We start from the raw sequence: 12924 nt of genomic DNA on the forward strand, positions 1-12924 counted from the left end.
AGGGGTGTCGAACCATGTGCCCGGCATGGTTATCACTTCACTGGCGACCTTCACCCTCGTCTACGCGGTGCTCGCGGTCCTCTGGTTCTTCCTGCTCAGACGCTACGTCGTCGAAGGGCCGCTGGAACACGACGCGGAACCCGCTCCCCCGCGGGCGCCCAGCGATGACGAGGTGGCACCTCTGTCCTTCGCGTACTGACGAGGGCTTACCCGACGACGAAAGGAGTTGAGACTGTGGGATTGCAAGAGCTGTGGTTCGGCATCATCGCGGTGCTGTTCCTGGGATTCTTCATCCTCGAGGGCTTCGACTTCGGCGTCGGCATGTTGATGGAACCGTTCGCGCGCGTCGGCATCGGTGAGCCCGAACCGCTGCGCCGCACGGCGCTCAACACCATCGGACCGGTGTGGGACGGCAACGAGGTATGGCTGATCGTCGGCGGCGCGGCCATGTTCGCGGCCTTTCCCGGCTGGTATGCCACCGTGTTCTCCACGCTTTACCTGCCGCTGTTGGCGATCCTGTTCGGGATGATCGTGCGCGCGGTGGCGATCGAGTGGCGCGGCAAGATCGATGACACCAAATGGCGCGGCTGGGCCGATGTCGGCATCGCGGCCGGGTCGTGGCTGCCGGCCATCTTGTGGGGCGTCGCGTTCGCGATCCTGGTGCGCGGGCTCCCGGTCGATGCGAACGGCCACATTCACCTCTCGATCACCGATGTGCTCAACGCTTACACGGTGCTGGGTGGCTTGGCCACCGCCGGATTGTTCTTGTTCTACGGAGCCACGTTCGTTGCGTTGAAGACATCCGGCGCAATCCGCGAGGACGCGTACCGCTTCGGCGTATGGTTATCCCTTCCCGTCACCGGACTGGTAGCGGCCTTTGGACTTTGGACGCAGCTGGCTCATGGGAAGGACTGGAGCTGGGTGGTGCTGGGCGCAGCGGTGCTGGCGCAACTGGCGGCCGTGCTGCTGGTGTGGCGGCGCACCTCCGACGGGTGGGCATTCACCTGCGTCGCCCTGGTGGTCGCGGCCGTGGTGATCCTGCTCTTCGCCGCGCTGTATCCGAACCTGGTGCCCTCGACGCTGGACAAGCAGTGGAGCCTGACCATCCACAACGCCTCGTCCACCAACTACACCCTCAAAGTCATGACGTGGGTGACGGCTTTCATGGCTCCGCTGACGGTGATCTACCAGGCCTGGTCGTATTGGATATTCCGGCAACGCATCTCGGCCGACCGGATACCCGCGCCCATCGGCCTGGCAAGGCGCGTGTCCTGAGCGGTACGGACCGCGCCGGCCGGGCGCCGCTAGACCCCCGATTGTGGCGGGCGTCGGCGGCGGTGCGTCGCTACCTGGTCGGCGTGGTCGGCTGCGGCGGCCTGATCTCCGGCTGCGCGATCGGCTCGGCGATCGTGTTGGCTGGCGTCGTCGCCCGGGCCGTCGGCGATCCCGCCGCCCGGAGCGTGCGCGTCTTCCTGGGCCCGCTGTCAATAATGTTGGCGCTGTGGATAATCCGCACGTTGGCGCATTGGCTGCAGGCGCGGCTGGGGCAACGCGGAGCCAGCGCGGTCATCGCCGATCTGGGCGGGCAGGTGCTTGCCGCGGTGACCGCCCGCCAACCGAGTGAGCTCGCAACACAACGCGACTCCGCCGCCGTCGTGGTCACCCGGGGGCTGGATGGCTTGCGTCCCTATTTCACCGGCTACTTGCCGACGTTGCTCCTCGCCGCGATCCTGACCCCGGCCACCGTCGCCGTGATCGCGGCCTACGATCTGAAATCGGCGGTGGTCGTGGCGATCACGCTGCCGCTGATACCGATCTTCATGGTGCTGATCGGACTCGCAACGGCCGACCGATCGGCCGCGGCGCTGGCCGCGATGACGACGCTGCAGGCCCGATTGCTGGACCTGATCGCCGGCATCCCCACCCTGCGCGCGCTCGGGCGTTGCTCGGGGCCCGAGCACCGCATCGCCGAACTGGCTGCCGCGCATCGCCGTTCGGCCATGGCGACGCTGCGGATTGCGTTCTTGTCGGCCCTGGTGCTGGAGCTTTTGGCCACGCTCGGGGTGGCGTTGATCGCCGTCGGGATAGGCCTGCGATTGGTGTTCGGTGAGATGACCCTGACCACCGGTTTGACCGTCCTGCTACTGGCGCCCGACGTGTACTGGCCGCTGCGCCGCATCGGCGTGGAGTTTCACGCCGCACAAGACGGCAGGACCGCCGCCGGTGCGGCGTTCGCCCTCATCGGCGAGCTGAGCGCGCCAAAGGCCGGGACTCACACGGTTACCGCACGCGGCGCGCTGATTCGCCTCGATCAACTGACGGTGGATGGCCGCGACGGCCAGGCGCCCCGCGATCTGAGCGCGGTCATCCAACCCGGCGCGGTCACGGTGTTGACCGGGCCCAACGGCGCCGGCAAGAGCACCACGTTGCAGGCGATCGCCGGCATCAGCGTGCCTTCGTCGGGCCGGGTCGTCGTCGGGGGTGTCGACGTCGCCGACCTCGAGCCGGCCGCATGGTGGGCGCAGCTGTCCTGGCTTCCGCAACGCCCGGTGCTCGTGCCGGGCACCGTCGATGAGAACCTGGCGCTGCTCGGATGCCTTGATGATGCCGAAAAGGCCTGTGCCGATTCGGGGTTCGACGCGGTACTGGCCGAGCTGCCAGCTGCGGGCAGCACCGTGATCGGGCGCGGCGGTGTCGGGTTGTCACTCGGACAACGACAACGGCTGGGTCTGGCCCGCGCGCTCGGCTCGAAAGCCGCCGTGCTGTTGCTCGACGAGCCGACGGCACACCTGGACGCAAGCACCGAGCAACGCGTCTTGCGGGCCATCGTCGAGCGGGCGCGTGCCGGTGCGACCGTGATCGTGGTCGGCCACCGTGCGCCCGTCCTGGCCATCGGCGACCAGGTCGTCGAGGTCGTCGCCGACCGGACGGTGCGTTATGTCCCGGCCTGATTCCGCGTCACGTCGCAGCCACAAGGCCGCAGTGGGGCGCCGCGATGAGCCTCTGCTGGCCGCCGCCGATCTGCTGCGCCCGCGGCTACCCCGCGTCCTGGCGGCGATTGCGCTCGGGGTGCTCTCGCTGAGTAGTGCGCTGGCCCTGGCCGGCGTTTCGGCATGGCTGATCACACGGGCCTGGCAGATGCCGCCCGTGCTGGATCTGTCGGTGGCGGCCGTCGCCGTCCGCATGTTCGCAATTTCGCGAGGCGTGCTGCACTACTGCGAGCGACTGGCCACCCACGACGCTGCCCTGCGCGCGGCCGGTACCGCGCGGGTACAGCTCTACCAGCGGCTGGCGCGCGGGCCGGCGGCGGCCACCGCCCGGTTGCACAGCGGTGAACTGGTGGCCCGGGTCGGCGCCGACGTCGACGAGCTGGCCAACGTCCTGGTGCGCGCCCTGGTGCCGATCGGCGTCGCAGCGGTGCTGGCGCTGGCCGCAACAGCGGCCGTCGCCGCCATTTCAGCGTCGGCGGCCGTCGTGCTGGCCATCTGCCTGCTGGTCGCCGGTTTCGTGGCCCCCCAACTCGCAGGTCGGGCCGCCGCTACGCAGGAAGACGTTGCGCGGCAGCATCATTCTGAGCGTGACACCTCGGCGATGATCGCCCTCGAACACGCGGCCGAGCTTCGGGTGGCTGGGTTGCTTCCCGATGTCGTCGCCGAATCACAACGCCGTCAACGCGCGTGGGGCGACGCGCTGGACACCGCAGCCAAGCCGGCCGCGATCGCCGAGGCGATGCACACCGCGGCGATCGGAGCCAGCGTGCTAGGCGCGGTGGTGTCCGGAATCGGGTTGGCGCATGCTGTGGCGCCCACCACGCTGGCCGTGCTGATGCTGCTGCCACTGTCCGCCTTCGAGGCGATGACGCCGTTGCCGGCCGCCGCCGTTCAATTGACGCGGTCGCGGATCGCCGCGCGCCGACTGCTCGAACTGACTCCGCCCGGCCCCGAGAACGCGACGGCGAGCGCGCCCATCGGCTCGGGCCAGTCGCGCGCTTGCGCGGAATTGTCCGCCGACGTGTGTTCGGGCCACGATGGCGCGGCGCGCTCGACCCGCATCAATGTGCACCTGCCACCGGGCTCGCGACTGGCCGTCACCGGCGCCAGCGGTTCCGGGAAGACGACCCTACTGATGACGCTCGCCGGCCTGCTGCCGCCACTGGACGGGCAGGTGTGGCTGAACGATACCGACGTGAGCGAGTTCAACGAAGTCGATTTGCGCGGGGCGATCGGGTTCTTCGCTGAGGACGCCCATATCTTTGCCACCACCATCCGCGACAACTTGTTGGTTGCGCGCGGCGACTGCCCAGACCACGACTTGGCTTCAGCGCTGGAAGCCGTTGGCCTGGGCGCGTGGGTCGCCGGTCTGCCCGACGGTTTGTCCACGGTGCTAACGGGTGGGGCGCAAGCCCTTTCGGCTGGCCAACGCAGAAGGCTGTTGCTCGCCCGGGCGGTGATCTCGCCCGCGGGGATCGTGCTGCTCGACGAGCCCACCGAACACCTCGACGTCACCGACGGGGAACAGATTATGCGAGATCTGCTGGCCCCGAACGGTGGCTTGATGTCCCCGCAGCGGACGGTGGTGGTGGCCACTCACCACCTGCCCGAGGGGCTGGGCTGTCGGCAATTGATCGTCGATGAACAGACCCGAGCGCACTCAGAGGTGTCGCCGGCGCGGCATGAATTCCAGCGACAACAGCACGAACAGTAGCGGGACGATCTGCGTCATCGAGATCAGCGCGTAGCGCCGCGCGTCAAGCGCATGCCATTTGCGGAGATACCGGTACAACGACTCGAGGGCGATAAGTGGGTCCAGAACGTGGGTCAACCGATAGAAGACGCGCTGGATCCAGCCCCGGTTCTTGTCATCGAAAATTTCGGGGAACGCGGCGAACGCCAGCGATACCCGCTGCGCCCCAGTCGCTTTGCCCGCCATGATCATGTCGACACTGAGGCGCTCGTCAAGTCCATTGGGCGCACCGCGCCGGCGCCACGGCACGTCGAGGGTGATGTCGCTACCCGCACCGGCCGTGGCATACCGGTGAAACGCCTGCACGGTGCCCGCCTTGTCCCTGGCGATGATCAGCCGGATGCCGGGGAATCGGCCTTCCAGAACGCCGTCGAGGTTCATGTGGAATCCGCGGTCGGCGCGGGCCCCCTTGGATGACTCGCGCACCACCTCGGTCAGCTCGGCCAGCAGCTTGTCGTCGAGTTCCTGCTCCGACACGATTTCGGTTGTCACACCGCAGTTGTGGGTGCGTTTCACCGCTTGCCGCAGATTGCGGAATTTGCGGCCCACCATATCGAAGCCGGACACGTCGACCACCACGTCACGGCCAATCGGTATGGGCCGCAACGATTGTCCCAACACCGACGAATCACTCCACAGGCTCAGACGCCGCTCACCGCAGCCCACCACGGCGATGCGCCACCCGTGCGTGTGGCACGTGGCGGCGAAATCGGCGACCAGCTCCGGAAAGCGAGCCTCGTCACCGACCGGGTCACCGCTGACCACGGCGATTCCCATCCGCGTGCGGTACGCCAACGCCGCGGTGCCGTCGGCGGTGAAGTGATAGCTCTTGCCGGTCTGCATGGTGAACGGCGCGAGCGCGTCGCCGGCGGTGGCATTGACCAACTTCCACACTCGCGGCAGGTCACCGGACCGCGGATAGGAAGTGGTCGGCCACATCAACACCATGCCCGAGCTGGCGATCACCAGGTCGCCCAACAGGTCGAACGACAGCACATGGAGGCCGAGGCCGGCCAGCACGAAAAGGGCGGCAGCGGTGGCATGCATCGTCGTGACCGGCCGCCCCAGGAAGATGCCACGAGCCATCCAGGCCACCGCCACCAGCACAGTCAGCGACCACGCCAACCGGTCGCTGTATTCCCAGTTCGGCTGAGTGTGGTGCCGAGCGAGTACGCCGATGAACCAGCATGCGGCGCAGAACAGCGCCAAAGCGGCGATCAAGCGGGCCGCGAGTGAATCGACCGAAACCACAACGCGTTCGCGCACGCGGGGCCTTGCTACCGTGAAGTCCGCCACTGAGCCGTTCACCATCACCTCCCGATGCGCTGCCAAAGCCTGGTGGCTTGATTGCCGCCGCTGCACCGAATACCCGGCTACGTCAAAGCTACGCCCGGACACCACAGTTTCGGGGCCGAATTCGGGCGGGAGATTTCGCAGCTATTCCATCACGTTTTTACCGGCGGGATGACGGGAAGTATTTGAGTACGCCCTCTTGCATCACCGTGGCCAGCGGCTGCCCGGACCGATCGAAGAAGTGCCCGGTGCCCAGCCCGCGCGAATCGGCCGCTACCGGCGACGATGTGGAGTACAACACCCAGTCGTTGAAGTTGACCTGCCGGTGAAACCAAATGGAATGATTGGCCGACGCGGCGAATATGCGGTCGAATCCCCAGGAAAGACCGTGCGTTGTGATAACCGAGTCCAATACCGTGGTATCCGACGAATACACCATTGTTGCCGTGTGCAATAAAGGATCGTCGGGAAGATCCCCGAGTGACTTGACCCAGACGCGATTGTGCGGAAGCCGGTCGCCCTTTGTGCGCATCACCCAGGCCGGATCGTTGGTGTAACGCCATTCGATGGGCTGCAGTGCATTGACGAAGTGCGGAACGGTCTTTTCGTAGCCACGCAACAGCTCGCCGATCGTGGGCTGCGTGTGCGGCTCGGCCACCTTCGGCGCCTCGACGCCGTGCTCGAGGCCGCGGCCGCCGGCCATGTAGGAGATCAGCGCCGAGGACAGCAGCGTGCCGGCTTGCATCGCATCGACGCGCCGATTGGCGAAGCGGCGCTCGTCGCGCAGCCGGGTCACGCGAAACTCGATGTCCTTGGTGGTGTCTCCCCCGTTGATGAAGTGCACCGACATCGCGCTCGGCGGCAGGTCGCCGCGAACCAGGCTGCGACTGCTCGCGACGAACGACTGCGACATCAGCTGGCCACCGAAGGTGCGCATCGGGTTCTTGCTCGGATGCGAGCCGATGAACAGGTCGTCGTCGACACGATCGAGGTCCAGCGTCGCCAGCAGCTCGGCGAAGTCCGAGTGGGTCGGTGGCGCGGCTTCTCGGGGCTCTCGAGACTCACAGCCGGCCGCCACACGTTCTCCTCTAGTTAGACGTCATCCTCCCCGATCCGGTGCACATGGATGAGGTTGGTTGACCCTACTGTGCCAGGTGGCGCACCGGCGACGATGACGACCAGGTCGCCACGCTTGTAGCGGCCGAGCTCCAGCAGCGACTTGTCGACCTGGCGGATCATGCCGTCGGTAGAGGTCATCATCGGGACGATGAACGTCTCGGTGCCCCAGGTCATGGCCAGCTGGCTGCGGACCTCGGGCCACGCGGTGAAGGCGAGCAGCGGCAGCGGGGTGTGCAGGCGCGCCAGTCGCTTGACCGTGTCGCCGGACTGGGTGAATGCGACGAGCGCCTTGGCGTCGAGCCGCTCGCCGATGTCACGGGCTGCGTAGGAGATCACCCCGCGCTTGGTGCGCGGCACGTGTGTCAGCGGCGGCGCGGCCGTGGAATTGTCCTCGACCGCGCAGATGATGCGCGCCATCGTCCGAACCGCCGCCAGCGGATACTTCCCCACCGAGGTTTCCCCGGACAGCATCACCGCGTCGGCGCCGTCGAGGACGGCATTGGCGACGTCAGACGCCTCGGCGCGAGTCGGTCGCGAGTTCTCGATCATCGAATCGAGCATCTGGGTCGCCACGATCACCGGTTTCGCGTTCTCCCGGGCCATTTGGATAGCCCGCTTCTGCACCAGCGGAACCTCTTCCAAGGGCAGTTCGACGCCCAGGTCGCCACGGGCCACCATGATCGCGTCGAAGGCCAGCACGATGGCTTCCAGATTGTCGACGGCCTCCGGCTTCTCCAGCTTCGCGATCACCGGCACCCGCCGGCCGACGCGGTCCATCACCTCGTGCACCAACTCGACGTCGGATGGCGAACGCACGAAGGAGAGCGCGATCAGGTCGACACCGAGTTCGAGCGCGAAGGTGAGGTCCTCGACATCCTTTTCCGACAAAGCCGGTGCGGACACGTTCATGCCGGGCAGCGAGATGCCCTTGTTGTTGCTGACCGGTCCACCCTCGACGACCGTGCAGACGACGTCGTCGCCATCGATGGCGTCGATGACCAGTCCGACCTTGCCGTCGTCGACCAGAATCCGGTCACCGACGGCGGCGTCCTCGGCCAACTTCTTGTAGGTGGTCGACACCCGGTCGTGGTCGCCTTCGCAGTCGGCGACGGTGATCCGCACCGTTTCACCGTCGGCCCAGTACGTGGGCCCGGTGGCGAAACGTCCCAGCCTGATCTTGGGGCCCTGCAGGTCAGCGAGCACGCCGACGGCGCGGCCCGTGGCGTCGGACGCGGAGCGGACGCGCTCGTAGGCGGCTTTGTGATCGGAATAGTCGCCGTGGCTGAAGTTCAACCGGGCGACGTCCATTCCCGCCCCAACCAGGGCCAGAATCGATTCATCCGAACTGGTCGCAGGGCCAAGGGTGCAGACGATCTTTCCGCGCCTACTCACGCCGACCCAGCATAGTCGCGTGTAACCCCCGCGGCCCGCACATAAGCGCGGCGGCGCAGTGTGCTTTTACCCACCAAGAACGGTGGGAAACAACGGGAAGGCGGGCAGGTTACGCAGCACCGTCCAGGCGATCGTCGCGACCACGAGCGTCAGCGACGCGGCCGTGGGCGGCAGCCCCTTGCCGCGGGCGCGGCGCACCATCATCCATGCGGCCAGCAGTGGGATCCCCACCAGCAGGAAGACGTTGTCGTGGATGCCGGCCATCAAGTCACCGTGCAACAGGTCGTGCGTCATCCGCAGGCCACCGCAAAACGGGCAATTCCAGCCGGTCAGCCACTTGAACGGGCATGCGGGGTAGACCGAACTGGGGCTGTGTGGGTCGGCCAGCGCGACATAGCCGAGGGCGCCACCCAGGGCCACGGCGGTACCGGCCCCGATCACAAGGCGCTGCCGCCACGGGCCGCGCGGATGAGGCTGTCCCGGAGCATGCGCGGGTGGATGAGGTTGCATCACTCGTCCGCTGACCTTGTCTTGGTCACGCTTTTCAGCATGCCAGATCCGTTGCGGACCACCGTGCCAAACGGGGCCACGGCGGCGGTTAACGACCCGACAACCGGTTTCTCAGTCGCGAACCCCATCGCCGACGGGGTTCCCGCTGGGCCGACGGTGTTTCGGCAGGTTCTTCAGCGGAGGCCTTTTCAGTTTCGGATTCGGTGGGCGCCGTCGAATCGATGTCGGGCGTTTCAGCGTCGGGTGTTTCGGCTGACTCGGAAACAGGCTCGTCGTCCGACTCCTCCTCAACGAGCCCGTCTTCCATTGCGGCTTCCGGTTCTTCGGCTTCGGGCTCGGCTTCCGGTTCTTCGGCCGGTTCTTCGGCTTCGGCCTCTGCGGCCGGTTCGGCTTCGGCCTCTGCGGCCGGTTCGTCGGATTCGGCCTCGGGCTCGTCGACTCCGGACCCCTCGGCCTCGGAATCCTCTGCTGCCGCTCGGGCTTCCGCTTCCGGCTCCTCGATTTCCGCTGCGGACTCCTCGGACTCCGCGGCTCCGGCTTCAGGTTCGTCGGCGGCGGCTTCGGGCTCTTCCCCTTCTGCCCCTTCCGGCTGCGCTTCGAGCTCTTCAGCCTCGGCTACCGGCTCGCCCGACTCGGAGCCCTCGGCCAGGGCCTCGGTTTCGGGCTCGGCGTCCGTCTCGAACTCGAGCTCGTCTGTCCCGGCCTCGCTCGGCTCCACCTCGGCGGCCGCTTCCGTCGAGTCTGCCACCGGTTCTTCGGCTTCCGCGCCGGCGGCGGTGGTGTCGTCAGCCTCCGCCGTCTCCGCCGAGCCTGCCGACGCGCCGGTCGCCGCCGCAGCGCCCGCCGCGGCCGTCGCGGCGGCCACGGTTGCGGGTTCATCCTCCGACTCGGCGTCGGCCGCTTCCTCCTCGAACTCGTTGCCGCGCAGGCTGGTGGGATCTTCGCGGCCCTTCGGCGCCGCCATCAGATACACCACGGCCCCGATGAACACGAAAGTGGATGTGAACGAGTTGATCCGGATGCCGGCGATGAGGGTGGCGGTGTCGTCGCGCAGCAGCTCGACACCGAACCGCCCCACGCAGTAGCCCGCGACGTATAGAGCGAACAGTCGGCCGTGGCCAAGATTGAAGCGCCGGTCGGCGTAGATCAGCGCCACGAAAACCAGCACATTCCAGATCAATTCGTAAAGAAACGTGGGCTGCACCACGAATGCGACGTGGCCCGTCGAGACACCGTCCAGCAAATGCGGGCTCTCAAATCCCGACGCGTCTCGGCGGTTGAAGATCTCCAGGCCCCACGGCAGGGTGGTCTCGCGGCCGTAGAGCTCCTGGTTGAAGTAATTGCCGAGCCGACCGATGGCCTGCGCCAGAATGATTCCCGGAGCCAGCGCGTCGGCGAAGGCCGGAAGCGGAATCCCACGCCGGCGACATCCGATCCAGGCGCCGACACCTCCGAGCGCCACCGCACCCCAAATGCCCAAGCCGCCGTCCCAGATCCGCACGGCCGCCCCGAGTCCCGCGCCGCCGGGGCCCCAATACGTGCGCCAGTCGGTGGCCAGGTGGTAGAGCCGACCACCGATCAACCCGAACGGCACGGCCCACAGCGCAATGTCGTAGATCACGCCGCGCTCGCCGCCGCGGGCTTCCCAGCGCCGGTCACCGATCAGCAATGCCACCACGATCCCAGCAATGATGAACAGTGCGTAGGCCCGGATCGGCAGCGGCCCGAGGTGCCACACACCCTGCGACGGGCTCGGAAAATAGGCCAGTAGCTTCGTCACGAGGCGGCCACCCTCTGACGAACACCGGCGGCGAGTTCCTCAGTCAGTGCACGCAATGCAGTCAACCCTCCGTCTCCCAGCGCCGACACCAGCGCGGACCCCACAATGACACCGTCGGCGTAGCCGCCGATCTGGGCCGCCTGTTCTCGCGACCGCACCCCGAGACCGACGCCGACTGGTATGTCGGATATCTCCCTGACCCTGCTCACCAATTCGGGCGCAGCGTTGGACACGACATCACGCGCCCCTGTCACCCCCATCGTCGAAGCCGCGTAGACGAAGCCGCGCGACGCCTGGACGGTCATCGCCAACCGCTGCGGTGTCGAGGACGGCGCGACCAGAAAAATCCGGTTCAACCCATACTCGTCGGAAGCCGCCAACCACTGCCCGGCCTCATCGGGGATGAGATCGGGGGTGATCAGTCCGTACCCGCCTGCCGATGCCAGATCGCGTGCGAACGCGTCAACCCCGTAGCGCACCACCGGGTTCCAGTAGGTCATCACCACGGCGCAACCGCCGGCCGCGCTGATCGCCTCGACCGCGGCAAGGGTGTCGCGAACGCGCACTCCCCCGTGCAACGCGACCTCGGTGGCCCTGGCGATGGTCGGGCCGTCCATGCCTGGATCCGAATAGGGGACCCCGACCTCGATGATGTCGCAACCCGACTCGACCAGTGCCGTCATCCCCTTCATCGACGTCGGCACGTCGGGGTAACCAGTGGGCAGATAGCCGATCAGCGCCGCGCGGTTGTCGTTGCGGCAGCCGTCGAAGATCGATTCGAGCTTGTCCGTTTCGCCGTGTTTGACCGTCATCGATCGCTGGATCCCAACAGCCCAAACCATTTCGCGGCAGTCTCGACGTCCTTATCCCCGCGCCCGGACAGGTTCACCACAATGATTGCGCCCCGCCCTACTTCGGGGCCCAATTTCAGAGCACCGGCCACCGCGTGCGCCGATTCGATCGCCGGGATGATCCCCTCCGTTCGGCACAGGACGCGGAATGCATCCATTGCCTCCGAGTCGGTGATCGGACGGTACTCGGCGCGCCCAGTCTCGCGCAGATACGCGTGTTCTGGACCCACTCCCGGATAATCGAGACCCGCTGAGATGGAGTGGGATTCGATGGTCTGCCCATCCTCGTCCTGCAGCAGATACGAGAACGATCCCTGAAACGCACCGGGTGAGCCACCGGTGAATGTCGCAGCGTGCCTTCCAGTTTCGACACCGTCACCGGCCGCCTCGAATCCGATCAACCGCACGTTCGGGTCGTCGATGAATGGGTGGAAGATGCCGATGGCATTGGAACCGCCGCCGATACAGGCGACCACGGCGTCGGGCAACCGGCCCGCCTGGGCCTGAATCTGGGCCCGCGCCTCGAGGCCGATGATGCGTTGAAAGTCGCGCACCATCGCGGGGAAGGGATGCGGGCCGGCCGCGGTGCCGAAGCAGTAGAAGGTGTTGCCGGCATTGGTAACCCAATCCCGAAACGCCTCGTTGATGGCGTCCTTCAATGTCTTCGAACCGCTTTCGACCGAGACGACCGTGGCGCCGAGCAGGCGCATCCGAGCCACGTTGAGCGCCTGACGCTCGGTGTCGACGGCGCCCATGTAGATCACGCATTCGAGGCCGAGCAAGGCGCACGCGGTGGCGGTCGCCACGCCGTGCTGGCCGGCCCCGGTCTCGGCGATCACCCGCTTCTTGCCCATCCGCTGGGCCAGCAACGCCTGGCCGAGCACGTTGTTGATCTTATGAGAACCGGTGTGGTTCAGGTCTTCTCGCTTGAGAAAAATGCGCGCGCCGGCCTCCTCGGACAGCCGGGGCGCCTCATACAGCGGCGACGGCCGGCCCGCGTAATTCGCCTGCAAGTAATCGAGGGTGTCCAAGAAATCCTGGTTGACACGTTCCTTCTCGTAGGCGGCGGTGACCTCTTCGATCACCGCCATCAACGCCTCGGCGACGTAGCGCCCGCCGTACACGCCGAAATGGCCACCCGCATCGGGTTCGTGGCGGGTGGGTTCGGCGATGGCGGCGCTCGGGAGCGGAAGGTCCGGGCGGGACAGGTCCACCATCACCAAGGCTTCACTTGAG

Annotated in this window: 10 protein-coding genes and 1 pseudogene; 4 read left to right on the plus strand and 7 right to left on the minus strand. The window is 66.9% G+C overall.

The window, feature by feature from the left end; translation table 11 throughout:
• The 4 genes and pseudogenes from A5686_RS08790 to cydC form a co-directional block, all read left to right on the plus strand.
• A pseudogene (locus A5686_RS08790) lies at positions 1-199 on the plus strand (cytochrome ubiquinol oxidase subunit I); the annotation flags it as partial.
• Positions 200-234: 35 nt separating this feature from the next.
• Complete coding sequence (cydB, locus tag A5686_RS08795; protein WP_067933167.1) at positions 235-1275, plus strand: cytochrome d ubiquinol oxidase subunit II; 1041 nt, start codon at positions 235-237, stop codon at positions 1273-1275.
• Between the two features lie 62 nt (positions 1276-1337).
• Complete coding sequence (gene cydD / locus A5686_RS08800; protein WP_067933168.1) at positions 1338-2951, plus strand: thiol reductant ABC exporter subunit CydD; 1614 nt, start codon at positions 1338-1340, stop codon at positions 2949-2951.
• Positions 2938-4704 carry a thiol reductant ABC exporter subunit CydC gene (cydC, locus tag A5686_RS08805; protein WP_082947542.1) on the plus strand — a complete coding sequence of 589 codons (1767 nt, stop codon included), beginning with the start codon at positions 2938-2940 and terminating at the stop codon, positions 4702-4704. Before cydD ends, cydC begins: the two co-directional genes overlap by 14 nt.
• Here the strand turns inward: cydC and A5686_RS08810 are convergent.
• The 7 genes from A5686_RS08810 to trpB all read right to left on the minus strand — a co-directional run bounded on the left by A5686_RS08810 (position 4651) and on the right by trpB (position 12908).
• Positions 4651-6054 (minus strand): bifunctional lysylphosphatidylglycerol flippase/synthetase MprF, encoded by a 1404-nt coding sequence (locus tag A5686_RS08810; protein WP_197520523.1) that lies wholly within the window; start codon positions 6052-6054, stop codon positions 4651-4653. The genes cydC and A5686_RS08810 overlap by 54 nt on opposite strands.
• A 142-nt stretch (positions 6055-6196) precedes the next feature.
• Positions 6197-7114 (minus strand): acyl-CoA thioesterase II, encoded by a 918-nt coding sequence (locus A5686_RS08815; protein ID WP_067933170.1) that lies wholly within the window; start codon positions 7112-7114, stop codon positions 6197-6199.
• Between the two features lie 14 nt (positions 7115-7128).
• Positions 7129-8547, minus strand: a complete 1419-nt coding sequence (gene pyk, locus A5686_RS08820; RefSeq protein ID WP_067933173.1) for a pyruvate kinase — start codon at positions 8545-8547, stop codon at positions 7129-7131.
• 66 nt (positions 8548-8613) lie between these two features.
• Positions 8614-8967, minus strand: coding sequence for a DUF2752 domain-containing protein (locus A5686_RS08825; protein WP_067933399.1), 354 nt, complete (start codon positions 8965-8967; stop codon positions 8614-8616).
• A gap of 178 nt (positions 8968-9145) precedes the next feature.
• Positions 9146-10837 (minus strand): prolipoprotein diacylglyceryl transferase, encoded by a 1692-nt coding sequence (locus A5686_RS08830; RefSeq protein WP_067933175.1) that lies wholly within the window; start codon positions 10835-10837, stop codon positions 9146-9148.
• Complete coding sequence (trpA, locus tag A5686_RS08835; RefSeq protein ID WP_067933177.1) at positions 10834-11649, minus strand: tryptophan synthase subunit alpha; 816 nt, start codon at positions 11647-11649, stop codon at positions 10834-10836. The genes A5686_RS08830 and trpA overlap by 4 nt, the downstream gene beginning before the upstream one ends.
• Positions 11646-12908, minus strand: coding sequence for a tryptophan synthase subunit beta (gene trpB / locus A5686_RS08840; protein WP_197520529.1), 1263 nt, complete (start codon positions 12906-12908; stop codon positions 11646-11648). Before trpB ends, trpA begins: the two co-directional genes overlap by 4 nt.
• Positions 12909-12924: the final 16 nt, after the last annotated feature.

The sequence above is a fragment of the Mycobacterium sp. E2479 genome, from assembly GCF_001667925.1.
Taxonomy (GTDB): Bacteria; Actinomycetota; Actinomycetes; order Mycobacteriales; family Mycobacteriaceae; genus Mycobacterium.

Excerpts from the sequence above, each read along its gene's own strand:
- A5686_RS08810 (WP_197520523.1), bottom strand. The coding sequence starts at position 6,054 with ATGGTGAACGGCTCAGTGGCGGACTTCACGGTAGCAAGGCCCCGCGTG.
- cydC (WP_082947542.1), top strand. The coding sequence starts at position 2,938 with ATGTCCCGGCCTGATTCCGCGTCACGTCGCAGCCACAAGGCCGCAGTG.
- trpA (WP_067933177.1), bottom strand. The coding sequence starts at position 11,649 with ATGACGGTCAAACACGGCGAAACGGACAAGCTCGAATCGATCTTCGAC.